The organism is Enterococcus innesii, from assembly GCF_022846515.1.
Classification (GTDB): domain Bacteria; phylum Bacillota; class Bacilli; order Lactobacillales; family Enterococcaceae; genus Enterococcus_D; species Enterococcus_D innesii.
This window is the reverse complement of the sequence record NZ_AP025635.1, coordinates 1,304,656-1,331,350: the sequence shown is the minus strand read 5'-3', so window position 1 is coordinate 1,331,350 and position 26,695 is coordinate 1,304,656. Positions and strand designations below refer to the sequence as shown.

Sequence of the window (26,695 nt, the reverse complement as noted above, 5' to 3'; positions counted from 1 at the left end):
CGAAAGATTTTGAGGAGGAAATTAGTTATGCCAAAACAAAAAACACACCGCGGATTAGCAAAACGCGTAAAACGCACTGGCGGCGGCGGATTGAAACGCTTCCGTGCCTTTACCAGTCACCGTTTCCACGGCAAAACAAAAAAACAACGTCGTCAATTGCGTAAAGCTTCAATGGTTTCAGCTGGCGATTACAAACGTATCCGTCAACAACTAGCACGCATGAAATAATTGCGTAACCCAAGCTTCACGTATACAAACAATTATCGATTTTCATATTAGGAGGAATTATACATGGCACGTGTTAAAGGTGGAACAGTAACTCGTAAACGTCGTAAAAAAGTGCTTAAATTAGCAAAAGGTTACTACGGTTCTAAACACACTCTATTTAAAACAGCAAAAGAACAAGTAATGAATTCATACAACTACGCATACCGCGATCGTCGTCAAAAGAAACGCGACTTCCGCAAATTGTGGATCGCTCGTATCAACGCAGCGGCTCGTATGAATGGCTTAAGCTACTCAAAATTGATGCACGGCTTGAAATTAGCTGAAATCGACATCAACCGCAAAATGTTAGCTGACTTGGCTGTAAACGATGCAGCAGCATTTACTGCATTAGCTGACCAAGCAAAAGACGCTTTAAACAAATAATCAATCGTTGGCAACAACGTTAGCCCCGCTCTTTGAGCGGGGTTTTTTTGTTTTTTCTCGATGACCGAGGAATGGTTTCTCACTATCTTTCATACGTTTCTTTCCATTAAGCGAAAAATAGTTTATACTTTTGAAAGCTGTTATTTTATTTATCTCACGACTTTTTCACGAACACTGCAGCAAAAGGAGCTTACGATGGCGATTGATTTATGGCGGCATTTTAAAAAAGGATTGACGGTATATATTGGGATTGGAATTGCGGTCTCATTTTTGAGTGCCGCGAATGTCTTTTATTTTCAAAAATTACTCGATTCATTTGGCAAGACATTTGATTGGTCAGTTATTTTTATCTATGGGTTAACGCTTGTATTGGTACCGCTTTTGTCCTATCTCGAGCAGAAACCCAAAACGAAATTGCACAACAGCATGTATTTCTATCTCAAAGAACAAGCTTTAGTGAAAATCAGCAAGATTGCCTATTCTGAGTACTTGCAGATTGGCTCTGGAGCACTCTTACAGAAAACTGAAGCGGGAGCAGCGGCGGGCAGAAATATCCATTTGAATTTTTATGGACGCTTGTTTAAAGAATTGCTTCCCGAAACACTGTTTAACTTAGCTTTTATTGCTATGATCGATAAAAGGTTGATTCCAGCGATCCTTGTGGGCTATCTAGTGGTGTTTATCGTGACCAATTTGCTTTTGAAAGTTTTACGCTCTCTCAAAGAACGTGCGCTAGTTTCAGAAGAAGCCATGAACAGCACCTTTATCCGCGGATTAACGGAAATGGTCACGTTTCGGATCAATAAGCGGTTTGAAAAAGAGATCGCACAATATAAAAATATGTCTGCTGACACAACAGAACGTTTGACGAAAATGACGATGATCCATGAGTTTTTCTTTGGTTTTTTTGCAGTTTTAGTCGCATTGATCAAAGTCGCAATTGTGGTATTGGCATTCACAAATCAGATTACAGTCAGCTTGGGCGGTTTAGCAGCACTGATTATTTATGTGGATCGAATCTATACGCCTGTTGCAATATTTAACGTGATTTTTGTTCAATACAGCTTAGATAAAGTTGCCTTTGCACGGTTAAATGAATTTTTCTATCTGCCAGAGGACAAAGCATTAACACAAGGAGATGCATTGTCTGAGACCATCAACTATATCACAGTTAAGGATCTATCCGTCACACTTCAAGAAAAGAAAATCTTAACCGATAGCACACTGGAGCTGAAGCGGGGAGCGATTTATGGGTTAGTTGGAGAAAGCGGCGCAGGAAAATCAACGCTGATCAAAACGATTTTAGGCTTGTATCAGCCGACGACCGGTGCAGTTCTGATCAATCACAAAAATTTGGCTGCTTACAACTTAAATGATTACTATCAGCATGTCTTTTATCTATCGCAAGATGCGCCAATATTCCAAGGAACGCTGAAAGAAAATATCATTTTTGATAAGGAAATCGCAGACGAGGAAATCATAGCGGTATTAGAAAAATGTCAATTAGGCGCATTCTATCAGGCACTCAAGGGAGGACTGTCTGCTGAAATTGGAGAAAAAGGAGCCAACCTTTCTGGTGGGGAAAAACAGCGGATCGCTTTTGCCCGATTGTTTTTCACAAACGCAGAAGTCATTGTCCTTGATGAAGCCACCTCTGCTTTAGACGAAACAACAGAAGAAAAGCTTTTTGCAGCGATCAAAGACCAATTGAAAAATAAACTAGTCATTATGATCACCCATCGCCCGAAAAATTTGATTTATGCGGATGAGATCATTGAATTGAAAAAAACACAGGTTGAAGCGGCTTCATCATAAAAGCAGATTCAACCTGTGTTTTGATCAGCGCATCAGTAAATGCGGCAGTGTACTAAGCCATGCAAGCATGCCGACAATCAAGGCAAAGACCAAGATGATGACTGTTTTTGAGAGGAAATCTTTTTTGATGTCCCGCTTTTTCCTAATGGCATCGATGTCTTGATTTTCCATGAAGGCAACGATCTCTTTATACGTTTTGATATTTTGGGTTTTCTTGATTTTTTCGATCTTCAATGCGGCATACATGGAGACGAGCCAAAAACATAGAGGCGGGGCAATCCACCAGTGTCCTGGTAAAAAGAGAGCAGGCCCAACAGATAATGCGGCCAACAATGTAAAGACCAACATTATTTTCGTGTAGCGATCCATTGCTGTTTTCTCAATCGTTTCTTTCATTTGTTCAACATCCCCTTTGACTAATTCATCTAAAGAAACATCAAATAGAACACTGAGCAATAATAAGTTGTGAACATCAGGATAACTTTTTTCATTCTCCCAATTTGAGATCGTTTGTCGGGAGACATAAAGTTTTTCTGCCAGCCCTTCCTGAGAGAGACTTAATCGTTCCCGATGTTTTTTTATTTGTTTGCTTAAGTTCATTTTATCCGCTCCTTCTACCATTAGTGTAGGACAATGTCTGCGTTCTAACGATCAAATGTCTTTGACAATGCCTTGAAATCAAGTGTCAAAATGTTTTTACAGTTGGTTTTATGCTGTTTACATAGCACAACAGCATTGATTTTCTTCAACGAAAAAGCGACAGTCAGCTTGCTTATTGTTTTTTATAGAAGAACCTGCTGGTTTCTTAACAAAGAAAATGATGACGAGTCTGTGCTGATTTTTAGTGTTTGTCCTTATCTATTATTCATTAATTTCGCAAAGATGGGAAGAGGAGAAAACAACTAAGCGTGTGAAAGCATCATTTTCCATTAGTGCATCTTTAAAGGTACCTGTGTGTTGAAATGGAGCCATTCAGAAGACACCTCTATTTGTTGGTTCTGTTTTAGAAGAAAATCGACTGTTGGTAAGCATATCTCCCCCTAAAAACGTCTGCTTTGTGCTATACTGAGGCTTTGTAAAAATAAGTTTGTACAAGCAAGCAGCAACGGTTTTTTCATTGAGTGCTTGCGAGAAGGAGCGTATACACAGTGAAAAAACTAAAGGTTCAAGATTTAATTGCAGTGGGGATCTATACAGCGATTTATTTTCTTTTAATGAGCGTCTGTCTATTGATTTTGCGTTTTGTGATCCCAGGTTTTCATAATTTATTTATTCCAGCAGTCACCGCTTTGTTTTCTGGCATTATCTATCTGATTTTATTGAATAAAGTACCGAAATTTGGCGCAATCACCATTATGGGTACCGTGGTAGGGCTCTTTTTTTTGATTTCAGGACATTTTCCATTGGCCTTTTTGCCCAATATGCTTTGTGCCTTAGCAGCTGATTTGATCCAATACAAAACAAAGCTCAAAGGAAACGTTCGCGTACTGGCGAGTTATATCGTCTTTAGTTTTGGCTTGATGGGCCCGATCTTGCCCCTGTGGTTTATGAAAAATGCCTACATCGATTCATTAGTAGCTCGCGGAAAAGATGAAACCTACATTGCCGGCGTGTTTGCTCATACCTCCAATTTGATGTTGGGGCTTTGTGCATTGGCGGTTTTGATTGGTGCGGTGGCTGGTTTAGGTATTGGCAGTCGCTTGATGGAAAAACATTTTCAACCAACGATCCAATCGCATAAAGGGTGAGGAATGTGTCGAAAACAAGGTTTGATCCCCGCAGCAAATTAGCGGTGATTCTCTTTGCTAGTTTTACTATGATGGTGACCATCAGCTGGATCGATGAGTTTGCCTTTGTCACTTTCTTGCTGCTGCTATTTATAGTCAGCGGCTTTTGGAAAAAAGGCTTGCTGCTCTATGGCGTGTTTGTCTTGCTGACACTGGCAGATAGTTTTTTGTTTCGCCAAGGCAACCACATACTAATCGTGTTGCTGGATTTCTTTTCCGTCGGTTATCGCCGCTTGTTGCCAACGATCATGGCGGCGGCTTTTGCCATTAGCGGGACGAAGAACAGTGAGTGGATGGCTGCGCTGCAAAAAATGCACGTGCCCAACGTATTATTAGTCCCGCTGGCAGTCTTATTTCGTTTTTTTCCCACATTGGTACAAGATTTCAAAAGTATTCGCCAAGCGATGCGCTTTCGCGGCATCTCGCTGTCGGCAGGATCGATCTTGCTTCATCCACTGCAAAGTGCGGAGTATTTTTTGATCCCATTACTGATGTCGGCTGAAAAGACCGCAACCGAACTGTCGGCTACGGCGCTGGTTCGCGGGTTAGCATCAGAAACTCCCCATACCACCGTCCACGAACTGAAGCTGCGCTGGTGGGATGGCTTGGTCTTTTTAGCATTAGGCGGCTTTATCGTGAAAAGGATGTGGCTTGGATGATTACATTAGAACAAGTGTCAGTGAAACGAGAAAATCGAACCGTATTATCTGAGCTCTCTTTGACGGTCGCAGCTGGGGAAGTCATCGTTTTGTGCGGCGCTAGCGGCAGCGGCAAAACGACCCTGCTCAATGTTTTGAATGGCTTGATCCCTGAGCTGTATCCCGCCGAAGTGCAAGGGAAGATCCGTGTCGGAGAAACAGACTTGCCAGTTGCCGATTTCTCCCATTATGCCCAGACGATTGGCGTCGTCTTTCAAAACCCCAAGACTCAATTTTTCACCACGGATGTCTATTCGGAGTTGGCTTTTTCGATGGAAAATGCGGGCGTCGCACCAGAAAACATTCGGCAGCGAATCACCGAAGTAGCACAGCAGTTTTCCCTGACCCCATTGCTTGATGCTAGTGTCTTTGACCTATCTGGTGGGGAGAAGCAGCTGATTGCTCTCGCTGCAGCCACGATGTTGCCCCATGATGTGTTCTTATTGGATGAGCCTTCCAGTAATTTGGATCAAGAAGCGATCCAAAAGTTGACTCAAGGATTGGCTTCTTTAAAACAACAAGGGAAAACCATTGTGATCGCCGAACACCGCTTGGCGTATTTGGCGCCACTGGCAGATCGCTTCTGTCTATTAGAAGCAGGACGATTGCGGGCGTCTTATCCAGCAGCTCAGCTTTTGTCACTATCAGAGGAGGCAATTCACGAGTTGGGATTGCGAAAAGTAGGTGAGGCGGCATTGGAAACTCAGCACTGCCGAGAATCTTTGCCAGAAAAATCTGGATTAACGGCAACGCATCTGCAGATCAAGCAATCAAAACGCTCAGCAAACAGCAGAAATTGGGCGCTTAACTTGCCTGAACTACAATTGCCGACGAAGCAAGCTGTGGGGATCGTTGGACCAAATGGTGCTGGCAAAAGTACGTTGGTGCAAGTCCTGTCAGGATTGAAAAAATGCCCAGAAGCAGTATTTGCCATCAATGGACAAAAGCGGACCCAAAAGCAGCTGCTGCAGGAAAGCTTTCTTGTGATGCAGGATGTCAACTTGCAGCTGTTTTTTGAAACGGTGGAAAAAGAGCTGCTGATCAAAGCCCAAAACCCAGCTCGTTTTGAAGAAATTGTCTCATTGTTGCACTTAACACCACTCCTTGCCCGACATCCGCAAAGCTTGTCAGGAGGGGAAAAACAACGAGTTGCCATCGGCAGTGCCCTGCTTTCTGGTAAACGCTTGTTGTTTTTCGATGAACCAACGAGTGGGTTAGATTTGCAGCAAATGGAAGAAGTCGCAAAACTGTTGCGAACAGTTGCTAAAGAAGTTGATCTGTTAGCGGTGATCAGTCATGATCGCGAGTTTTTGGCTGAAACATGTCCTTACGTGCTTCAACTCGAAAAAGGAGAACTCGTTGGCACGTATCAGCTAGCAAAAAATATGGAATAAATGAAAGACGGAGTGGACCTTGGTTCATGCCGTCTTTTTTTTTTGAACATGAAAAAATCTTCATGATTTTTTTCTTTCAATCAGTTAGGAAGTTTCGAAAAAATCCGTTATGATAGAAGCAAAACAGGAGGAGGAGTGCATATGGCCTTGAAGATCTTGCTAGTAGAAGACGAAGAAAGTTTAGCCAGTTTTATTCAGACCGAATTGACTTTTGAGGGATATGACACGGTCTGGGCCAAAGATGGGCAAGAGGCATTGACCTTGTTCAATCAGCAAGCAAATGCCTTTGATCTGATTTTATTGGATTGGATGCTGCCAATCTATGACGGCATCACAGTGGCGCGGCGGATACGCAAAGAAAGCGACATCCCGATTTTGATGATGACCGCCAGAAATCAAACCGCCGATGTGGTGACGGGGCTTGATGTCGGATTAGATGATTATTTAACGAAACCTTTTGAAATCGAAGAACTGTTTGCCAGAATTCGGGTGATCGAGCGGCGGTTGCAACGAGAAGCCAAACAACAAAAGAACCAGCAAAACCAATTAGTGGCGGGGGAGCTGATGATGGACATCGCCAAGCACTTGGTTCAAATTGCCGGTGAAACCATTGAGTTGACGCCCAAAGAGTTTGGGATTTTATATGAATTGATGAAAGAACCCGAGGTCGTCAAAACAAGAGATGACCTATTGAATGAGATTTGGGGTTATGAATACGACGGTCAAACGAATGTTGTAGATGTCTATATCCGTACACTGCGGAACAAGCTAGATGTTTGCGGCAAAGGCAAAATGATCGCAACCGTTCGAGGATTAGGCTATGTCTTGAGGACCGACCATGAAGAATAAGTCAGTCAACCAACGTAGAAAAACAGCCCAGTTTCAATTGACGAGCCGCTTTTCCTTGATACTCTTTGGTCTGTTGATTCTCTTCAATCTGCTGTTTATTCTATTGTCCGTAGGTTATTTGTTTGAACATATTGAAAATCGTGCCAGCAACATCCTTGAAGCCATCGAAAAAGGTGAGGCATCAGGGGATGCTTGGGACACTCTCGTCAATGCCTATGTTTCGGCAGATGAAGAAGACGCCCTGCAAGTGATCTTAGCCGATGGCAGTGTCGTTTCATCAGAAGATGCGGAAGAGATTTTTGCCGATATCAATCAAGGACGAGTGATGCCATTTCTCGAAGACATCGTTTTTACAGAGGATGGCATCTATTACACGAAAACCCAAGAAGTCGATGGGGATCAGGTGACGATCGCTATCAATGGGGAGGATAGTGTGGAATTAGCCTATGGTCTCTTTATGATCAGCAGTTTCTTGAATCTGATCGCTGTTGTGATTGGCAGCCTGCTGATTTATTGGAGTGTCGGGAAATGGAGTCAGAAACTTACCGGCATGGCGCAAGAAATTGCTGCCATTGAACAAAGCCGAACAGGAGAACTGACGGTTTCTGAAGAGCCCATCGAAATTCGTTCGGTGGCCTTGGCCTTTAATAAATTATTGAAAGAACAGCGAGAGACGATCGAGCGGGAAAAACGGTTCGTTGCCGATGCTTCCCATGAGCTGCGAACACCTCTAGCTGCGATTCGCGGACATGTCCAATTGATCCAGCGGCGTGGAACCAAACATCCCGAAGTCATTCCTTCCTCAATGGCGTTTATCGACAAAGAGTCGAAGCGTTTGGAAACATTGAGCAATCAATTGCTGGACCTAGAAAAAAATCAATCCCAAGATGAAATGACCCTCGTTGATGTTTCCCAGATCGTCCGAGAAGAGTGTGAAAAACAAGCGACGATCGTTCCGCAATCAATTGAATATTTTGTGGAGAACCAATGTATGAAGCGAGGGCATAAACGTGACTTCCAGCAAATCATCCAAAACCTATTAGAAAATGCCGCGAAGTATTCACCTGCCGATCAGCCGATTCATGTGACCTTGACGCAAGAGCAAAGGCAGTTGTCTTTAACCGTCGCCGATTTTGGCATTGGGATTCCCGATGATAAGAAAGCCTTGATTTTTGAACGGTTCTATCGGGTAGAAGATTCTCGTTCTAGCCAGATTGCTGGGTCAGGCATCGGGCTTTCATTGGTAAAACAGCTGGCAGACAAGTATCATGCCAAAATTACCGTGACAGACAATCAACCGCAAGGCAGTATCTTTAAACTTGCCTTTCCAAATGAAAGAGAAAGATGAAGATTTTTTTAGATTTTCTTCAAGCATTTTTGATTCTTTTTCATGAGGAACTTGTTATTCTAAATATATAGAAAAAAGGAATACACAAACATTTGGAGGAATGAAACATGAAAAAAACAACTATTTTATTCGGAATTGCCACATTAGGATTATTGGCAGGATGTACACAAAACAACACTGGAAATTCAGAACCTGCGCAAAACAGCAGCTCAAGCACAGCAGTTGCCTCATCAAGTGAAACAACCTCATCATCAGCAGCGGACAGCTCTTCAAGCAGTGCAGCGATCGCCAATGGGGGCTTGCCTACGGTGACCGTAGAAGAAGCGATCCAAGTATTCCAAGACAAATACCCAGATGCAGCGATCACTTCGATTGATTTGGATACTTCTTTTGGCAATTACTTCTACCAAGTAGAAGGCGTGGATGACACGAATGAGTTTGAATTAAAGATCGATGCAGAAACCAAAGAAACTTCTGAAGAAAGAACGGAAAAATTGGATACCGATGAACAAAACGGTGTTAAAAAAGATGCCGATCAATTGGACCTAACCAACTTGCTTTCATTGGAAGAAATTTCTGATATCGCCGTGAAAGAAGCTGGCGGTGGTCAAGCAACAGATTGGTCCTTAGACAAAGAAATGAATGTAACCTATTGGGAAGTCAAAGTAGAAGATGGCAACAAACAAACAGATGTGAAAATCAATGCCCAAACAGGTGAAGTACTAGAAACCGAATTAGATGACTAATCCTGTTTCGCAGTAAAAAAGATAAGCCGCTATCGTCTATGCGCAAAAGACGATAACGGCTTATTTCTTTACGTATGCTGTTTGACTTCAGTTAACGGTTTGACGCGACCACCAATTTTATCTGCAAATGCTTCGGACTGCTTCCGATCTTCAAAGACCCATAACTTGTCTGGAATTTTTTCACGAGTGCGACGACCATCTTTGCCAATGTAACCATGCAAAACTTTAATCACGTACATCGCCATCATCCTTCCCTGAAATTACTTTTGATTATACGAAAGCCGTTTCAAAAAGCAAGGATTTTGACTTAAATGAGTGATCAGAATTAATTATTCCCCTGACAGGGCAGCATAATCAGCAAATCGTTGATGGATTTCAGGAAAACTACGCTTCAGCTGCACGATGCGATTGGTCTCTTTTGCTAAAAAACAATGCTTTGAAGTCCCCGTCGTTGCCAACTGACCATCGCTCGTTTTGTAGATCTCATAGCGAAAATCCAAACGCGTGCCAGTATATTTGTCGACCAAAACATCGATTCGCACCTCATCTTCGTAACGAATCATCGTTTTGTATTGCGCACTGACTTCCAGCACGGGAACGATCAAGCCCGCTTCTTCGATGGTATGATACGGTAAATCCAAAAACGCGAGTAATTCCACGCGGGCCTCTTCAAACCAGCGGATATAATTGGCGTGATGGATGATCGCCATTTGATCGGTCTCATAGTAGTGTGGTTGACGGATATAGCCTGAATATAAAGACATAAAAACAGCTCCTTTCATAGAAACAAAACCTTCGTTATTCAGCATAACGCAAAAAGGAAGAAAAGCAAACAGAAGGAGAGCTTCTTTGTGTTGAACACTTGAGAAAATGCTACTAGAGAGCAGCGGAATGAAAAAGACAGTGAAACACCTTGACTTTTTCATAGCTTTCTTGTAGTTTATAGATAATATCAAAAATCAGTGAAGGATCGAGTACTTTATTCTATTCCTTAAAAGAGAAAACTGCCCCGGCTGAAAGCAGTTTAGGACGTGTAAAGGAAAGACAATCTGGAGATGAACAGAAGAAAAGCTGTTCCGTGACCGAGCGTTAATCGAGAGGAGAAGAACATTTCTCGAATTTAGGTGGTACCGCGTGTAATCAAAACTCGCCCTTGTATAAAAAAACAAGGGCGAGTTTTTTGCTGTGAATCACTATGATTGGCTTGCGGAGCAAGACAGAATAGATGATGAACAGTACTAGGCGACCACAGGGAGCGTAGTAACCAAACTAGGAATCACTGGGATTGTCTTTTGGAGCAAGACAGAATAGATGATGAACAGCAGCAACCAACCACTAAAAGCGCAATAACCCAAAAGCCAAACACGAGAACAACCCACCCACATCAACGAGCAACAAACAATAGGTGAATAAGCAAACAAGTAATGAAAGCAAAGAACATGGGCAACCATGAAACAAATAGGAGGATGCATACGATGAGTTACCAACGTCCAAAAGGAACCAACGATATTTTGCCAGGAGAATCCGAAAAATGGCAATTTGTGGAAGAAACAGCACGTTTAGTGTTTCGCGATTACCAATTCAACGAGATTCGGACGCCGATTTTTGAGCACTTTGAAGTGATCGCCCGCAGTGTCGGGGACACAACGGATATCGTTTCAAAAGAAATGTATGATTTCTACGATAAAGGAGAGCGTCATGTGACGTTGCGTCCAGAAGGCACTGCACCGATCGCTCGTTCTTATGTCGAAAACAAACTATTCGGACCAGAACATACGAAGCCTTATAAAGTGTTTTACATGGGACCAATGTTCCGTTATGAACGTCCGCAAAAAGGCCGTTTGCGTCAATTCCACCAAATCGGTGTCGAAGTTTTCGGTTCAGCAAATCCAGCGACCGATGTTGAAACAATGGCGATGGCAATGGATTTTTATCGTCAATTAGGACTGAGTCAATTGCGCTTGGTCATCAATTCATTAGGTGACAAAGAGACACGCCAAAACTATCGTCAAGCGTTGATCGACTATCTAGCGCCCCATGAAGCGGAGCTTAGTGAGGATTCAAAACGCCGCTTGCATGAAAATCCTTTGCGGGTCCTTGACAGCAAAGACAAGCGAGACCAAAAATTTGTGGCAGATGCGCCATCGATCCTAGACTACTTAACGCCAGATGCCAAGGCACATTTTGAAACCGTAACGAGTATGCTGGATGCGTTGGAGATCCCTTATGAGATCGATTCAAATATGGTGCGTGGTCTGGATTATTATACCCACACGATTTTTGAGATCATGAGTGAGGCACCAAAAATGGGGGCGCAAGCCACCATCTGTGCCGGCGGTCGGTACAATCATTTAGTGGAAGAGCTAGGGGGACCAGAAACACCTGGTTTTGGTTTTGCTTTAGGGATCGAACGTTTATTGATCACTATGGAAGCCGAAGAAGTTGTAATTCCTGCTTTGAATGAGTTAGATGCGTATGTGGTTGGTTTGGGACAAGAAACCAATTTAGAAGCGCTGAAAGTCGTGCAAGCGATTCGTAATTTCGGCTTTTCTGCCGATCGTGATTTCATGGATCGTAAAGCCAAAGCCCAGTTTAAATCTGCTGATAAGCAAGGGGCACGGTTGGTTCTGACTCTAGGCGAAACAGAATTAGCAGAACAAGTGATCAATATCAAATCCATGGCAAGCCGTGAAGAAAAACAATTTCCGTTAGCGGATCTTTATGCCCGCTTCGATGAGATTTACGATGAAATGACAACCAAAATGTTTGAGTGAGGAGAAAAAGAATGACAAAACGTACAGTATATTGCGGGTTAGTAAATGAGACCCATTTAAACCAGACAGTGACACTAAAAGGCTGGGTGCAAAAGCGCCGTGACTTAGGTGGCGTGATTTTTATTGACTTACGCGACCGGGAAGGGATTGTGCAAATCGTCTTCAATCCTGAGGTTTCGAAAGAAGCCTGGGAAATCGCGGACAAATGTCGCAGCGAATATGTATTAGAAGTAACGGGTCAAGTCATCAATCGTGCACCAGAAGCCATCAATCCGAAAATGGTGACAGGTGCCTATGAAGTGATGATCAGCGAAATCACGATTTTAAACACTGCAAAAACACCAGCCTTTTTGATTGAAGATGATCAAACCGTTGGCGACGAGATTCGCATGAAATACCGTTATTTAGACTTGCGTCGTCCAAAAATGACGAACAACATCGTGATGCGGGCGAAAACGACGCAAGCGATCCGTAATTTCTTAGACACGAACGACTTCTTAGATATCGAAACACCTTATCTAGGAAAATCAACACCAGAGGGCGCGCGGGATTATTTGGTTCCTTCACGGATCTATCCAGGTCATTTCTATGCGTTGCCACAATCACCACAAATTTTTAAACAGTTATTGATGGGTGCTGGCTTCGATCGCTACTATCAAATCGTACGTTGCTTCCGTGACGAAGATTTGCGGGGCGACCGTCAACCAGAATTTACCCAAGTCGATATCGAAACCTCTTTCTTGACGGCAGAAGAAATCCAAACCTATACGGAAGAGCTATTGGCAAAAGTGATGCGAGAAGTCAAAGGCATCGAAGTTACCTTGCCATTCCCACGGATGACCTATGATGAGGCAATGGGACGCTACGGCAGTGACAAACCAGATACACGGTTTGACATGGAGCTTATCGACTTATCAGAAGTTGTGAAAGACGTTGATTTTAAAGTCTTCCAAATGGCTCTTGAAAAAGGCGGCGTTGTGAAAGTCTTAAACGCCAAAGGGGCTGCAGACAAATACTCCAGAAAAGACATGGACAATCTAGGTCATTACGCTGGCCAATTTGGTGCCAAAGGATTGGCATGGGTCAAAGTTGAAGAAGATGGATTGAAAGGACCGATCGCTAAATTCTTAACGGAAGCAACCGACGCGATTATTGCAGCAGCCAATGCGGAAGTTGGCGATATTCTGATGTTTGGTGCCGATTCCTTTGAGATCGTTTCAGCAACGTTAGGTGCGATCCGTAATAAATTAGGAAAAGAATTAGGCTTGATCGACGAGAGCAAATTCAACTTCCTATGGGTTACTGACTGGCCGCAATTTGAATACGATGAAGAAGCAGGTCGCTATGTTTCTGCTCACCATCCGTTCACATTGCCAAAAGAAAGCGATCTGCCGTTGTTAACGACAGACCCTTCAAAAGTCTATGCGCAAGCCTACGATATCGTGCTAAACGGTTACGAGCTAGGTGGCGGATCATTGCGTATCCATACACGGGAAGTGCAAGAGCAAATGTTTGAAGCGCTAGGCTTCTCACGTCGCGAGATGCAAAATCAATTTGGCTTCTTATTGGATGCTTTGGATTATGGTTTCCCACCACATGGCGGCATCGCCCTTGGGTTAGACCGATTAGTGATGCTATTGGCTGGTGAAGAAAACATTCGCGAAGTCATTGCCTTCCCTAAAAATGGGAAAGCGGCTGATCCAATGTCACAAGCACCAAGTACCGTTTCACCAATGCAACTGTTTGACTTGAGCATTGATGTAACAACGGTTGAAGAAAACGAATAAGCGTTAAACCCATGATGAAATGAGTGATGAAATAGAAATTGGTGAATGAATGAAAAAAGTTCATGAGAATTCACCCATTTCTTTCATTGCTCGTTTCTTTTTTTATGTGCTGAAGTATAATAAAGGCAAATCAAAAAAGTGAGGCTATGAAATGCAATGACTCCTCTGTTTAAATGGCTCCCTCATCCGGAATATGCCAACAAACTTTCATTCTCGATCGTGTACGCACTGCTGGCATCGATTGCGGTCAATTTTTTCTATCAGCCGGGCAATATTTATTCCAGCGGCATTACCGGTGTCGCTCAGATCATTACTACGATCTCAAGAGAATGGATCGGGTTTTATATCCCCTTATCTCTTGCGCTATTATTGTTGAATGTGCCATTATTTTTTCTTGGCTGGTTTAAGATCGGCCACAAATTTACGATCTTTACTGGAATCACTGTTTTATTGACATCCTTATTCGTGCAAATTTTGCCAGAAGAAACCGTCACGACGGACCCGATGATCTGTGCGATTTTCGGTGGTGCCATCAATGGAGTGGGGATCGGCTATGCCTTGAAGAATGGTCTTTCTTCCGGAGGGCTGGATTTTGTCAGCATTGCCATACGCAAACGGACAGGGAAGACGATCGGCTCGATATCGATTTTCTTTAACATTGTTATTTTGTTCGCCGCTGGGATCTTGTTTGGCTGGCAATATGCGTTGTATAGTGCGATCGCGATTTTTGTCAGTGGAAAAGTGACGGATGCGGTCTTTACGAAACAAAAGAAAATGCAGGTGACGATCATCACTCGCAACCCAGAAGAAGTCATTCAGACGATCCAAAAACATATGCGGCGAGGCATTACCATCATCAATGAAGCCGAAGGAGCCTACAAACATGACAAACAAACGGTTTTGCTGACGGTAGTCACACGCTTTGAACTGCCGATGCTGCGCAGTGCTATGAAAGAAGCCGATCCAAAAGCCTTTGTTAGTATTGCGGAAAATGTCCAGATTTTGGGTCGGTTTTATGAAGAAGAACTGTAAAAAAGGAGTTAAAAAAAGTATTTCTTTATAGAAGTACTTTTTTTTCGCCAAAAATTAATTTTTTTGAAATATAGCAGATGTTGCTAGCTTTATATGGGGGATTTCTGGTAAATTATGAGAGTATGGAATCAATAGCGTTCATGCTGAAATTGTTTTTTTATGAAACAATTGGATCAATTAGAGAAAAGTGGTTGGAGAATGAACAAACGTTTAAGTACAAGCCGCTATATTACCGGGTTCGACGGCATTCGAACCTTGGCAGTCATCGGCGTTATTTTATATCATTTACTACCTACTCATATGCGAGGCGGGTATTTAGGAGTTCCAGTATTCTTTGTCGTATCAGGTTATTTAATCACTGACTTGCTGAGGCAAGAGTGGGATCAAAACGGCAAAATCAAAGTCAAAGATTTTTATGTTCGGCGGATGAAACGGCTCTATCCAGGAATGGTGGTGATGCTGCTTATCTCAGCAGCGTATATCACTTTGTTCCAGCGAAACCTGCTGAATAATTTGCGCGGGGTTTTTGTTAGCTCGCTGCTGTATTACAACAACTGGTGGCAGATCAATCATGGGTTATCCTATTTTGATCGGTTCGGCAATGAATCTCCCTTTACCCATCTGTGGTCATTGGCTGTGGAGGGACAGAACTATCTGATTTGGCCTTTAGTGTTTATTTTGTTGATGAAAATCGGCAAGCAGAGGCATCGCGCCTTTAAATTTACTGCCGCAGTCACGATTTTATCGGCAATTCTGTTAGCGGTCCTTTACACACCGGGTGCTGATCCGACACGGGTCTATTATGGAACAGATACGCGACTCTTTTCGATCTGGATGGGGAGTGCCTTAGCATTCATTTGGCCAAGTACCCACTTGAAGAAAGAGATACCGCAAAAAGCCAAACGGGTCTTAAATATCTCTGGTTTTGCTTCCTTGGCTGGTCTGATCGCAGCGTTCTTTTTCTTAGATGATCATTTGACCTTTGTCTATTATGGCGGCATGTTCTTGATCAGTATCCTATGTACGATTCTTGTGGCAGTCACCGCTCATCCGGGAGCCAGTTTGAATCGGGTATTGAGTAATCCGATTTTCAGTTATATCGGCAAGCGCAGTTATGGGATCTATTTGTATCAATTTCCAGTGATGATATTTTACGAAGCAAAAGTGGGAAATATCGGTGAGAACGTGCTGATGCACACGTTAGTGGAACTATTCTTGATCTTGTTTATCAGTGAATTGTCCTATCGGTTTATCGAAAACCCAATGCGTAAATTCCAGTACAAAGATACATTCAGAACGGTCCGCGGTTGGTTCAGTAAACCAATTTTTAGTTGGAAAAAACCGTGGTTAGTGCCCAGCTTACTCATTACCCTCGTTGCTTTGTTTGGCGTCGTGACTGCACCGACGAATTATGTCGATGCCCAGCAGCAGCAGTTGAGAGACAACATTGCGGCCAATAAAAAAGCGGCAGAGCAATCGCAAAAGAATGCGAATGCTGAAGGCAATGAAACGGATGATGAGGCGAACACGAGTGAAGATGAAAAAAATATCATGGAAAAGTATGATCTAACAGCAGCCCAAGTGAAAAAAGCGGAATCTCTTGAAATCACGGCTTTTGGTGATTCTGTGATGCTGGATGCAACGGCTGACTTGAAAGAAGTCTTTACCCAAGCGGTAGTTGATGGGGATGTTGGGCGCCAGCTGTATGCGAGCCCTGAATTGATCAAAGACTTGAAAGAAAAAAATCTTTTGCGGGATACCGTCCTTGTGGGGCTTGGAACGAATGGTTCCTTTACAGAAGCCCAATTTGACAGCTTTATGAATGAGATCGGTGATCGCAAAGTCTACTGGATCAATGTGCGGGTACCGACACAGCGTTGGCAAAATGAAGTCAATCGGATGTTGGAGCGCATGGCGGAAAAATACGACAATATGACCTTGATCGATTGGTATGATTTGAGTAATGACCAAGAGTCCTGGTTCTATGAAGATCGGGTCCATCCAAATCCAGATGGCATGGATCAATACGTGAAGCTAGTTGCCCAAACGATTTTACAAGATGAATAAGCAAGAAAAAGACAAACCTTACGCAATCATAAGGTTTGTCTTTTGTCTTAAACGGTGCGTTGTAAGAGCACTGTTTTTTTTTAATCTTTTTCTATCACTGTTAACAGTGACTCAAATAAAATCGCACTAGAAGCCGATCCGGGATCGATATGACCGATGGCACGTTCACCAACATAAGAGGCACGGCCTTTTTTAGCAACGAGTTCTTTGGTATGTTCTTTCGCTGCTTCGATCGTGTCTTTGGTCAATTCCCCTTTTTTCAAGGCTTCTGCGATAGGTTGCCAAACATCGACCATCGTTTTGTCTTCAAACTCAGCTTTTCCCCGCATTTTGATGCCCGTCAAGCCTTCTTCAACGATCGTACCTAATTGTTCAAAGGAGTCGATTGTTTCTAGTTCCTTTGTTGCTTTGGTCATATTCATAAACGCCGAACCATAAAGGGGACCCGAAGCGCCGCCGACTTTTGAGATCATTGCCATCGAGAAGACTTTAAAGGTATCACTGATCGTCGTTGGCTGTTGCTTGGCATAAGCTTCTTGATAAGCAGCTACGCCGCGTGCCATATTGTTGCCATGGTCCCCGTCGCCGATCGGTGTATCTAAATCGCTTAAATAGGCCTTGTTTGCTTCGATTTCTTTCGTGAAGGTATCTAACCATGCTTGCACCGTTTCTGTTGTCAATTGCATCTCTATTCGCTCCTTTACCAGGCTATTGTTGTGACGTCTTCATTTAACGCATCGGTGTGATCCGTTTCGCTGAAATCGATCATGGTCAGTGAAAGTCCCTGCATATCGATGGAAGTCATGAAATTGCCGACCTTATGGAAGGAGACAGGGATGTCTTTTTCTGCGAGTAATTTCGCGACATCATTGGCAAAAACGAACAACTCCATTTGCGGCGTACCACCCATACCGTTGATCAAGACACCGACTTTTTCTGGGGTCTTTTCATAATCCGCTAAGATTTTTTCCACCAACTCTTGTGCTAGTTCACGTGAGGGTTTCAGTTTTTCTCGACGGTAACCAGGTTCGCCGTGGATGCCCACGCCATACTCGATCTCATCATCGGCTAAGTCAAAACCTGGTTTCCCAACTTCAGGAACTGTTGCCGCTTTTAATGCGACCCCAATGGTTTTGATCGATGCAACCAAGGCATCGCCCAGTGTTTTTAATTCACTTAAGCTGGCACCATTACGAGCAGCTGCGCCTAAAATCTTGTGGACTAAGACCGTACCGGCAACTCCTCGTTTGCCAGCAGTATAGGTGCTATTTTCAACAGCGATATCATCATCAACGACCACGATCTCAGTTGTGATCTCTTCCATTTCTGCCATATCTTTGGCCATCTCAAAGTTCAAGATATCGCCAGTATAGTTTTTGACGATCAACAAGACGCCTTGTCCTTGATCAGAATCTTGGATAGCCGTCAAAATCTGGTCGGGGGTAGGGGAGGTGAAGACATCGCCTAAAACGGCGGCGCTAAGCATCCCATCACCGACAAAGCCAGCATGGGCCGGCTCATGTCCGCTCCCACCGCCAGAAACAAGACCGACTTGTTCTTTTTGATTATTCTTAGCGATCACCCGTGAGTCGGCGACTTGATGGACCAGTTCAGGATAACTGCCTACGATACCAGCCAACATTTCTTCTACGATCATTGAGGGATCATTAATGATTTTTTTCATGCTTCATGCCATCCTTTCTCGGCTGCTTTTTTTGCTTCTGCAACGATTTGTGCCAAATCATCACTAAAACCAGCGGTGATCGCTGCAGCAAAGGCACCTTCCACCAGCGGCGCGTCGATCAGGTGATAGCGTTCTTGTTGCTGAGGTTCTAGCATGTCGTAAGCAAGTTCGGCATTCAAAACGGCACTGCCTAGATCGGCAAAGACTAAGATCAGTTCAGCATCTGCGGATTCGTTGACGGCATCTACGATTTTCGTGGCGTCAGAACCCAGCTCTCCTTCTGCTGTCCCGCCTAAAGAATAGATCGTGACTGACTCGCCATCAGACATTTCTTCGATCATCTGTTTTAATCCTTCGGTGAGTTGCTGACTGTGAGAAACGAGTAAAATACTTTTTTTCATCCAATTTCACCAACACTTTCTGATTAAATTTGGCTGTTTGACAAGGGGGTTGCCTTTTCCAAAGAAACACCGTCCTTGTTGAAACCGCCTACAGGTTCAGTATACCAAATTTCTTTCTTCTTGTATGGTTGCACCTATGGAGAGGACAAAAAAACAGCATCGTCTTTCTGGACAAAGCAAGAAAGAGCGATGCTGCAAAATTAATTAAGACTGTTTAACAAGCACTTTGGCTGAAAAGCGCTTCGTTAGGAAAGAAAGCCCAACGTACAGGCAGATGTTCAATGCCATCATGCCAAGGAAGTAAGGCAATGTTACGGCGGTCAAGAAACCGACTTCCAGCAACCCGTGGAAGAGCATTGCTGCAACATAGATCCCCACGGTAGTGGTAATCGCTAAGAACAATCGCAATGGATTTAATGGCAAGCAAGCGCGAATCACAGCGATACAGCTGATCCCGATCAACAAATGGTACAACAAGGTCGTCGTATCAAATTGCGACCAACCGTAGTCGGTTTGTAAAAAGCGGATCGCGAAGTAATTGACTAACACTAACAAGGCATTTGGCAACGCATTGAGCAAGACTGTCGGCAAGTAGCGCCCCTTGATTGGTGCTTTGTTTTCTTCAAAGGAAAGGAAGAAAGATGGATAGCCTTCAATTGCTAAGTCGATCAATGTGATTTGGATCGGCAAGAACGGAAAGGCGCTGGATGTCAGGATACAAACCAAAGAGAGCAAGAAGCTGTAAATCGTCTTGATAAAGAAGATTCCCGACGCTTTGGTGACGTTATTGACGACGCGGCGTCCTTCAAATAAAACATCTGGCAACGTAGTAAAGTCAGAATCCAATAAGACAAAGTTAGCGATTTGACGAGCCGCACTGTCGCCAGCAGCCATTGCAATGCTGACGTCGGCTTCCCGTAGTGCCAACACATCGTTGACGCCATCACCCGTCATGGCAACGGTCCGTTGATTGGCTTTTAATTCTTGAACGAGTAGTTTCTTTTGTTCAGGGGTCACACGACCAAAGACCGTATAGCGTGTCGCAGCTTCTCGGACTTCTGCTTCGGTCGTTAAGGTAGAAAGATCAATGGCTTGATCGGCATTCGCTAGGCCTGCACGATGGGCGATCGCTGCGACAGCTATTGGATTATCGCCAGAGATTACTTTTAGATCGATGCCTTGATCTGCTAAGTAAACCAAGGTTTCTTCTGCGTTTTGGCGGATGATATCGGATAAAATCAAGACAGCCACCGCTTGTGCATTGGTTGGGTCAAAGGATACTGGCGCTTTTGGATCGGTCTCTACGGCTAAAATCAACACCCGCAGACCTGCTTCTTGCGCTTCTTTGACTTGCGGCAACGCAGCAGAGCCAGCAACTTTTTCAGGTGCGCCAAGATAGACATTTCCTAGATGTTCAAAAGCTACAGCACCCCATTTGCGCTGTGAAGAAAAGGCAGCGACTTCGATCGGCTGATGATCCGTTAGCTCAGGGCAGCCTTGACGCAATGCTTGCATCGTTAAATTGTTATCTGTGCTGGCTGCCAAATAATTCCCTAAGAGCATGTTAGGGTCGCTATCGGTTTGGAGAGGAACGATCGATTCGAGAACCATATGGCCTTCCGTCAACGTCCCCGTCTTATCCAGACAAAGGGTATCGACATGCGCCAAGGTTTCAACGGCATACATGTCTTGGACCAAAATCCGTTTTTTGGCCAATTTAATGACACCTGTCGTCAAGGCGATACTGATCAGCAGGACAAGTCCTTTTGGTAACATTCCTAATAAGGCAGCGGCAGAAACGACGACGGATTCCTTGATCCCAGCATCTCGCATCATAAAGGCTTGGAAGAACAAAATCACCCCTAAAGGAACGATTACATAGCTAGTGAATTTGGATACACTACGGATCGAAGCAAGCAGCTCAGAGCGGATCGGTTTGTGGATCTTTGCCTCATTGCTTAGTTTCGCTGCGTAGTTTTCTGCACCGACATGAAGGACTGTTCCTGTCACTTCCCCGCTGACGATGAAACTCCCTGAGAGTAAGGAAGCACCTGCTTCTTTGACAACCAGATCGGCTTCACCAGTCAGCATCGCTTCATTGACTTCGACTAGTCCAGAAAGCACCGTCATATCAGCGGGGATTTGGTCCCCAGCACCAAGAATAACTACGTCCTCTAAGACCAATTCTTTGGCTGAAATCTCATGGATTTGAGCATCTCGAATCACTCGTACCGTTTGCGGTGAAACAAGTGAGAGTTTTTTTACTAAATTACGCGCGTGCAATTCTTGGCTGATCCCAATGGTGATATTCACAAAAATAATCGCTAAGTAGAACATGTTGGAATAGGCGCCTACGGCAAATAAAAAAACGCCAATCAATAGATTGAGAAAATTGAATAACGTCAGTAAATTGTCTTTGATGATCGCAGCAGTTGATTTACTGGTTTTGGTTTCATAATCATTGTGCAGTCCCTCTTGGGTTTTTTTGGCGACTTCTGCTGCAGTCAAGCCGGTGGGTAATTGAGTCATAAGCATCTCCATTTCATTTGTTCATTTCTTTCTAATTCCTTTATCTAGTCTAGCATTCGAAAAAGGCAATGCAATCGTTGCGAGGAAAATAACGATAAAATTAATTAAAATCTTAAACAATCAACACGTGTTCTTTTAAAGAAAGAAAAAAACGGGGGGAACAAACCGCGCCATCGACTTTTTTCAGGTGCTTACGTATAATAGGGGAAGAGAAAAAGCCGAGAAGCAGATGCTTAGCGGACAAAAGAGGGTAGCGAGCATGACTTTAAAAGAAAAAATTATTGCAGAAAGCAAGCGGCTTGGCATTGACAAGATCGGGTTTGCTTCAGCGGAGCCGTTTTTGGCATTGGAGCCTTCCTTGCGGGAACAAAAAGCCAAAGGCCATACCTCTGGTTTTGAGCATCCCGTGATCGAAGAGCGTATCTATCCTGAACGGACATTTGAAAATCCGCAAACGATCATTGCGATCGCTTTAGCTTATCCGACAAAAATCAAAGAGAAAGTCCCCCGGGATGAAAAACGTGGCATGTTTGCCCGTGCCTCGTGGGGCATCGATTACCATGATATTTTGCGAGAACGATTAGATCGCTTGATCGCCTTTATCAAAGAACAAGCGCAAACGATGGAAGAACAAGTCGAATGGCGTTTCGCACCGCAAGTCGATACAGGGGAATTGGTGGATGTGGCGGCAGCGCAGCGGGCGGGTCTTGGCTTTATCGGTCGTAATGGCTTGCTGATCACAGAGGAATTTGGTTCGTTTGTTTATCTCGGGGAGATCGTCACTAATATCTCTCTTGAACCAGATGAAGAGGTCCCGTTTGGTTGTGGGGATTGCATGCGTTGTGTGACGGCTTGCCCCACCAAAGCGTTATTGGGCGATGGTCGGATGAATGCCCAGCGCTGTTTGTCCTATCAAACCCAGACGAAGGGCATGATGCCAGAAGAGTACCGCAAAAAGATGCATAACGTGATTTACGGTTGCGATATTTGTCAGCTGGTCTGCCCTTATAATCGGGGGAAGGACTTCCATTTTCATCAAGAGATGGAGCCTGAAGTCGATACCGTTTATCCAAAACTGCAACCGATGCTGTCTTTATCAAACAAAGCCTTCAAAGAACAATTTGGCCATCTATCTGGCTCTTGGCGGGGGAAAAAACCGCTGCAGCGTAATGCCATCATCGCCTTAGCCAATGTGGGAGACCGCAGTGCCTTGCCAGCGATTTGGCGCTGTGCGACAGAAGACGTGCGCCCAGTGATTCGAGGAACGGCTTATTGGGCAATTGGCCAGTTGGGCGTCAAAGAACCAGAGATGTGGTTAGAGCGACTGCAACGGTGCGCAGAGTTAGAACCCGAAGAAGAGGCGCTACAAGAATTGCAGCCTGCCATCGAACGATTGCAAGCAGTCATGACCAAAAAGCAGGAAAAAGAGCTATAAAAAAAGCAAAACGTGCCTGTGGCCGTTTTGCTTTTTTGTTTAATCTAGTACGTCATCACTTTCAACGATTTCTTCTGAATCGAGTTCAAAATCTGGTGCTGGATGCACACGCTCAGGCAGCTCCATTTCTAACTCGCCTTCTTCGATGTATTGGTTGTCGGTATCGGCAACGTCAATTAAAATTTCTTCAGGAAGCTCTTGCTCCAACCGATAGCCTTCTGCATGACGTGCATCGAGTAATTCCAAAAGATGTTGCCACTCGTCTTTCGAGATCACTACAACGTCAATGCCATCTTTGTTTTGTACCTCTACAACAGAGGAAAGATCGGTGCCGACCGTTTTAATGATCGATTCCAACGACCATTTACTCGTTTCTAAGTCAATTTTTTGTGCCATAAGAATTACTCCTTTTTTGAGAAAAATTTTGTCCTACCTTAATTGTAACGGGAAAGTTGCAGAAAACAAAATAGCTTGATTGGGAATCGTCCCTGATATGCGCAAGAACATTTGCACAGCGGCTTTAACCAAGGTAAGATAAGAGCAAGAAGGGAAGGAATAAAAATGACAGAAAAACAGACATTTCATGTGAATGGGTATTTAGCACTAGTTGTGCTGATCGGGTTATTAGTTGGCGGCGGTTATTTGTTTTATCATGGGTTCGTAAATGAGAGCGTTCTCGAAATCGTTCTCAGTATTCTTTTATGGATCGTTTCGTTTCTTTTCCTTAGTTCGTTAACGATCGTACAACCCAACCAAGCCAAAGCGATCCTCTTTTTTGGGCAATATTTAGGGACCATTAAAGACAACGGCTTATTCGTGACAACCCCCTTAACCCAAAAAATCAATGTTTCATTGAAAGTCCGCAACTTTAACAGTTCGCTGTTGAAGGTCAATGATTCAGACGGAAACCCGATCGAGATCTCGGCAGTGGTGGTTTTTAAAGTCGTAGATACGGCGAAAGCATTGTTTGATGTCGATTATTACCAAGATTTCATTGAGATCCAAAGTGAAACAGCGATTCGTCATATTGCGACGCAATACCCCTATGACACGTTCAATGACGATGATCTGACGTTGCGAGGCAATACCAATGAAGTTTCGGAGGAGCTGGCAAAAGAATTGCAAGAACGATTGGCTGTTGCTGGGGTCGAAGTCTTGGAGACGCGCTTAAACCATTTGGCGTATGCGACTGAGATCGCTAGTGCGATGCTGCAGCGCCAACAAGCCAAAGCGATTTTATCTGCACGACAAATCATTGTTGAAGGGGCCGTCTCCATGACACAAATGGCGTTAGAACAAATCGAAGACGGACAGGACATCAATTTCACAGATGACCGCAAAGTCCAACTGATCAATAATTTATTGGTGTCGATCATTACCGATAAAGGCACGCAGCCGGTGATCAATACGGGTGATGTCAAAGAGAAAGGAGTGTAGCATTTGAAGAAACTTTACATCAAACAGAAGGTTTTCAGCATCGGCGAAAAATTTACCGTCACCGACGACTTACAAAACCCTCGCTATTATGTCGAAGGTAGTTTTTTTAAGATCCCGAAAAGTTTTACGATCTTCAATGAGCAGCAGCGATCGATCGCGGAGATCACCAAAAAAGTGTTCAGTTTATTACCAAAATTTTTTGTGGAAGTCCACGGCCAAGAAGCGATCGTTTTAGAAAAACATTTCACATTTTTTAAAGCCCGCTATTCCATCAGTGCAGAAGGCATCGATGTGGACGGTAATTGGTGGGATATGGATTTTGTGGTTAACCGCAACGGTAAGCGAATCGCAGAGATCCACAAAAAATGGATCTCTTGGGGCGATACCTATGAAGTCGTGATCTATGAAGAAGATCTAGATGACCTGATCATTGCATTAGTGGTAGCGATCGATCGCGTCAAAGCAGATGATGCCGCAGCATCAAGTTCAGCAAGTAGTTAGAAAAAAAGGAGCGATGTGCATGTTATACGGTTCGATTGAAGCAGGCGGCACAAAATTTGTGTGTGCCATTGGCGATGAAGAAATGACGATCAAGGAAAGAGTGAGCTTTCCGACAACGACACCTGAGGAAACAATGCCTTTAGTCATTGATTTCTTCAAACAATACCAAACAGATTTAGCAGGGATTGGGATTGGCTCATTTGGGCCTATCGATATCCATCACGATTCTGCCACTTATGGGTACATTACCTCGACCCCGAAATTGGCATGGCAAAATTTTGATTTCATCGGTACCATGAAAAAAGAATTTCCGATCCCGATTTCTTGGACAACAGATGTCAATGCGGCTGCCTACGGTGAGTATGTCTTCGGCAGTGGCAAAGGATTGAGTAGTGTCGTTTACTACACGATCGGTACAGGTGTTGGCGGCGGGGCCTTACAAGAAGGGCGCTTTATTGAAGGCTTTAGTCATCCAGAAATGGGGCATATGCTGGTCGTCCCTCATCCAAAAGATGACTTTGCTGGCAGCTGTCCATTTCATGGCAACTGTTTAGAAGGGATGGCAGCTGGACCAGCCATCGAAAAACGCTTAGGGAAAAAAGGACAAGAGGTTGCAGAAGATGATCCTTATTGGGAAATCGAAGCCTCCTATATTGCTCAATGTGCCTACAATACAACCTTGATGTTTTCTCCAGATGTGATCATTTTTGGCGGTGGTGTGATGAAACAGCGCCATATGCTGCAAAACGTCCACGACGCATTTGCAAAATTGGTCAATGGGTATGTCGAAACGCCTGAGTTAAGCAAATATATCGTGACCCCAGCATTGGAAGACAACGCTGGAACCCTCGGTTGTTTGGCATTGGCTCGAGAAGCGGTCTTACATTCATAAACGAAAAAACGGATCATACTCTTCGGGTATGATCTTTTTTTACAGCGTATCAGTGGCGCTTTTGGCGACTTTTTGTATACTTAAGCTGAGGTGGAAAAGAATGAAATTAGCTGTTCGAAAAAGAAAAATCGGGAATATTCCGGTCTTAGAAGTTGTACCAGAAGAAATGATTTATGAGCCGCTGCCATTGATTATTTACTATCATGGCTGGCAGACGAGTAAAGAATTAGTGTTGACACAAGGCAGAAAGTTGGCTAGAGAAGGTTTTCGGGTGGTCTTGCCAGATGCAGCCAATCATGGGGAGCGCAAGACCCAGCTATCGGAGATTCCTTCTTTAACTTTTTGGCAAAGTATCCAAACCAATCTATTTGAGTTTTCTTACTTAGTCGATTTTTTTGAAAATCTTGGTTTGGTCAACGGTCAGATCGCAGTTGGCGGAGTCTCCATGGGAGGGATGACCACGTGCGGTTTATTGTGCCAGCATCCAGAAATCACAGCGGCAGCTTGTATCATGGGTTCTCCTTCCATGTTGAAATACCGTGACCGCATCCAAATGCACGCTGGCGCTGCTGGGTTCTTTGTACCCGAGGATTATGGTCAGCTATTAAGCTGGATGGATGCTTACGACCTGTCTTCTCAACCAGAGAAATTAGGACAGCGTCCTCTTTTGTTTTGGCATGGTACCCAAGACGAGAAAATTCCTTATGGTGATGTGGAAGCCTTTGTGGCAGAAAATCCAGAAGCAAATCTGCAGTTTATCTCGCGAGAAGAACGCCATCTGGTTCGTGGAGAAACGATGGATCAAGTCACAGCTTTTTTCGTGGCAGAGCTCAATAAAACCAATCCATGACACGGTTTGCTCAAGGAA

At 43.9% G+C, this 26,695-nt stretch carries 26 protein-coding genes and 1 other annotated feature; of the genes, 18 read left to right on the top strand and 8 right to left on the bottom strand.

The annotated features are described in order from the left end of the window. The first annotated feature begins 27 nt into the window (after positions 1 to 27). From rpmI to ENLAB_RS06080, 3 genes are all read left to right on the top strand, one after another. Positions 28 to 228 (top strand): 50S ribosomal protein L35, encoded by a 201-nt coding sequence (gene rpmI / locus ENLAB_RS06090; protein WP_003128650.1) that lies wholly within the window; start codon positions 28 to 30, stop codon positions 226 to 228. A 63-nt stretch (positions 229 to 291) separates the two neighbouring features. Then, positions 292 to 651, top strand: coding sequence for a 50S ribosomal protein L20 (gene rplT, locus ENLAB_RS06085; protein WP_010749133.1), 360 nt, complete (start codon positions 292 to 294; stop codon positions 649 to 651). A 195-nt stretch (positions 652 to 846) separates the two neighbouring features. After that, positions 847 to 2,466, top strand: a complete 1,620-nt coding sequence (locus ENLAB_RS06080) for an ABC transporter ATP-binding protein (protein ID WP_244353110.1) — start codon at positions 847 to 849, stop codon at positions 2,464 to 2,466. Between the two features lie 24 nt (positions 2,467 to 2,490). Here ENLAB_RS06080 and ENLAB_RS06075 read toward each other — a convergent pair whose 3' ends face one another. After that, entirely contained in the window at positions 2,491 to 3,066 is a 576-nt protein-coding gene (locus tag ENLAB_RS06075) for a helix-turn-helix transcriptional regulator (RefSeq protein WP_244353109.1), read from the bottom strand. 548 nt (positions 3,067 to 3,614) lie between these two features. Between ENLAB_RS06075 and ENLAB_RS06070 the strand changes: the two genes are divergently transcribed. The 6 genes from ENLAB_RS06070 (at position 3,615) to ENLAB_RS06045 (ending at position 9,288) form a co-directional block, all read left to right on the top strand. Continuing rightward, the gene (locus tag ENLAB_RS06070) at positions 3,615 to 4,214 is read left to right on the top strand and encodes an MptD family putative ECF transporter S component (RefSeq protein WP_244353108.1); all 600 of its coding nucleotides are present in this window, start codon (positions 3,615 to 3,617) and stop codon (positions 4,212 to 4,214) included. Further along, complete coding sequence (locus tag ENLAB_RS06065) at positions 4,211 to 4,912, top strand: energy-coupling factor transporter transmembrane component T (protein ID WP_200125554.1); 702 nt, start codon at positions 4,211 to 4,213, stop codon at positions 4,910 to 4,912. The genes ENLAB_RS06070 and ENLAB_RS06065 overlap by 4 nt, the downstream gene beginning before the upstream one ends. Next, a complete protein-coding gene (locus ENLAB_RS06060) occupies positions 4,909 to 6,345 on the top strand; it encodes an ABC transporter ATP-binding protein (protein ID WP_244353107.1) in 1,437 nt (478 codons plus the stop codon). Before ENLAB_RS06065 ends, ENLAB_RS06060 begins: the two co-directional genes overlap by 4 nt. Before the next feature lie 141 nt (positions 6,346 to 6,486). Continuing rightward, positions 6,487 to 7,194 (top strand): response regulator transcription factor, encoded by a 708-nt coding sequence (locus ENLAB_RS06055; protein ID WP_244353106.1) that lies wholly within the window; start codon positions 6,487 to 6,489, stop codon positions 7,192 to 7,194. Further along, positions 7,184 to 8,542 carry a sensor histidine kinase gene (locus ENLAB_RS06050; RefSeq protein WP_195266174.1) on the top strand — a complete coding sequence of 453 codons (1,359 nt, stop codon included), beginning with the start codon at positions 7,184 to 7,186 and terminating at the stop codon, positions 8,540 to 8,542. The genes ENLAB_RS06055 and ENLAB_RS06050 overlap by 11 nt, the downstream gene beginning before the upstream one ends. 107 nt (positions 8,543 to 8,649) lie before the next feature. Next, complete coding sequence (locus tag ENLAB_RS06045) at positions 8,650 to 9,288, top strand: PepSY domain-containing protein (RefSeq protein WP_244353105.1); 639 nt, start codon at positions 8,650 to 8,652, stop codon at positions 9,286 to 9,288. Between the two features lie 68 nt (positions 9,289 to 9,356). Here the strand turns inward: ENLAB_RS06045 and ENLAB_RS06040 are convergent, their stop codons facing one another. Together ENLAB_RS06040 and ENLAB_RS06035 are read right to left on the bottom strand one after the other, a co-directional pair. After that, positions 9,357 to 9,527: a hypothetical protein gene (locus ENLAB_RS06040; RefSeq protein WP_008379536.1), complete on the bottom strand. Its 171-nt coding sequence runs from the start codon at positions 9,525 to 9,527 to the stop codon at positions 9,357 to 9,359. A gap of 90 nt (positions 9,528 to 9,617) precedes the next feature. Then, positions 9,618 to 10,052, bottom strand: a complete 435-nt coding sequence (locus ENLAB_RS06035; RefSeq protein ID WP_008379539.1) for an acyl-CoA thioesterase — start codon at positions 10,050 to 10,052, stop codon at positions 9,618 to 9,620. A 189-nt stretch (positions 10,053 to 10,241) separates the two neighbouring features. Next, positions 10,242 to 10,446, top strand: a binding site (T-box leader). A gap of 317 nt (positions 10,447 to 10,763) precedes the next feature. On the opposite strand from ENLAB_RS06035, the gene hisS reads away from it, so the two are divergent. From hisS to ENLAB_RS06015, 4 genes are all read left to right on the top strand, one after another. Further along, positions 10,764 to 12,062 (top strand): histidine--tRNA ligase, encoded by a 1,299-nt coding sequence (gene hisS / locus ENLAB_RS06030; RefSeq protein WP_060791494.1) that lies wholly within the window; start codon positions 10,764 to 10,766, stop codon positions 12,060 to 12,062. A gap of 11 nt (positions 12,063 to 12,073) precedes the next feature. Next, positions 12,074 to 13,849: an aspartate--tRNA ligase gene (aspS, locus tag ENLAB_RS06025; RefSeq protein WP_074536792.1), complete on the top strand. Its 1,776-nt coding sequence runs from the start codon at positions 12,074 to 12,076 to the stop codon at positions 13,847 to 13,849. 156 nt (positions 13,850 to 14,005) lie between these two features. After that, a complete protein-coding gene (locus tag ENLAB_RS06020; protein WP_005233887.1) occupies positions 14,006 to 14,881 on the top strand; it encodes a YitT family protein in 876 nt (291 codons plus the stop codon). Positions 14,882 to 15,079: 198 nt separating this feature from the next. Next, a complete protein-coding gene (locus ENLAB_RS06015; protein WP_244353103.1) occupies positions 15,080 to 16,948 on the top strand; it encodes an acyltransferase family protein in 1,869 nt (622 codons plus the stop codon). Between the two features lie 80 nt (positions 16,949 to 17,028). On the opposite strand, the gene dhaL is transcribed toward ENLAB_RS06015, so the two are convergent. The 4 genes from dhaL to ENLAB_RS05995 form a co-directional block, all read right to left on the bottom strand. Further along, positions 17,029 to 17,634 (bottom strand): dihydroxyacetone kinase subunit DhaL, encoded by a 606-nt coding sequence (dhaL, locus tag ENLAB_RS06010; protein ID WP_244353101.1) that lies wholly within the window; start codon positions 17,632 to 17,634, stop codon positions 17,029 to 17,031. A 14-nt stretch (positions 17,635 to 17,648) separates the two neighbouring features. After that, a complete protein-coding gene (gene dhaK, locus ENLAB_RS06005) occupies positions 17,649 to 18,632 on the bottom strand; it encodes a dihydroxyacetone kinase subunit DhaK (protein ID WP_005228158.1) in 984 nt (327 codons plus the stop codon). Continuing rightward, the gene (gene dhaM / locus ENLAB_RS06000; protein WP_244353100.1) at positions 18,629 to 19,033 is read right to left on the bottom strand and encodes a dihydroxyacetone kinase phosphoryl donor subunit DhaM; all 405 of its coding nucleotides are present in this window, start codon (positions 19,031 to 19,033) and stop codon (positions 18,629 to 18,631) included. The genes dhaK and dhaM overlap by 4 nt, the downstream gene beginning before the upstream one ends. Before the next feature lie 204 nt (positions 19,034 to 19,237). Then, positions 19,238 to 21,562 carry an HAD-IC family P-type ATPase gene (locus tag ENLAB_RS05995; RefSeq protein ID WP_244353099.1) on the bottom strand — a complete coding sequence of 775 codons (2,325 nt, stop codon included), beginning with the start codon at positions 21,560 to 21,562 and terminating at the stop codon, positions 19,238 to 19,240. A gap of 259 nt (positions 21,563 to 21,821) precedes the next feature. On the opposite strand from ENLAB_RS05995, the gene queG reads away from it, so the two are divergent. Next, positions 21,822 to 22,997 carry a tRNA epoxyqueuosine(34) reductase QueG gene (gene queG, locus ENLAB_RS05990; RefSeq protein ID WP_201705318.1) on the top strand — a complete coding sequence of 392 codons (1,176 nt, stop codon included), beginning with the start codon at positions 21,822 to 21,824 and terminating at the stop codon, positions 22,995 to 22,997. Positions 22,998 to 23,036: 39 nt separating this feature from the next. On the opposite strand, the gene ENLAB_RS05985 is transcribed toward queG, so the two are convergent. After that, positions 23,037 to 23,393 (bottom strand): hypothetical protein, encoded by a 357-nt coding sequence (locus ENLAB_RS05985; protein WP_244353098.1) that lies wholly within the window; start codon positions 23,391 to 23,393, stop codon positions 23,037 to 23,039. A 165-nt stretch (positions 23,394 to 23,558) separates the two neighbouring features. Here ENLAB_RS05985 and ENLAB_RS05980 point away from each other — a divergent pair, with 165 nt between their 5' ends. The 4 genes from ENLAB_RS05980 (at position 23,559) to ENLAB_RS05965 (ending at position 26,677) form a co-directional block, all read left to right on the top strand. Further along, positions 23,559 to 24,434: an SPFH domain-containing protein gene (locus ENLAB_RS05980; RefSeq protein ID WP_005228179.1), complete on the top strand. Its 876-nt coding sequence runs from the start codon at positions 23,559 to 23,561 to the stop codon at positions 24,432 to 24,434. A 3-nt stretch (positions 24,435 to 24,437) separates the two neighbouring features. Continuing rightward, the gene (locus ENLAB_RS05975) at positions 24,438 to 24,935 is read left to right on the top strand and encodes an LURP-one-related/scramblase family protein (RefSeq protein ID WP_244353097.1); all 498 of its coding nucleotides are present in this window, start codon (positions 24,438 to 24,440) and stop codon (positions 24,933 to 24,935) included. Between the two features lie 19 nt (positions 24,936 to 24,954). After that, positions 24,955 to 25,827 (top strand): fructokinase ScrK, encoded by an 873-nt coding sequence (gene scrK, locus ENLAB_RS05970; RefSeq protein WP_077452152.1) that lies wholly within the window; start codon positions 24,955 to 24,957, stop codon positions 25,825 to 25,827. A gap of 100 nt (positions 25,828 to 25,927) precedes the next feature. Beyond that, positions 25,928 to 26,677 carry an alpha/beta fold hydrolase gene (locus ENLAB_RS05965; protein WP_015510359.1) on the top strand — a complete coding sequence of 250 codons (750 nt, stop codon included), beginning with the start codon at positions 25,928 to 25,930 and terminating at the stop codon, positions 26,675 to 26,677. Positions 26,678 to 26,695 lie beyond the last annotated feature (18 nt).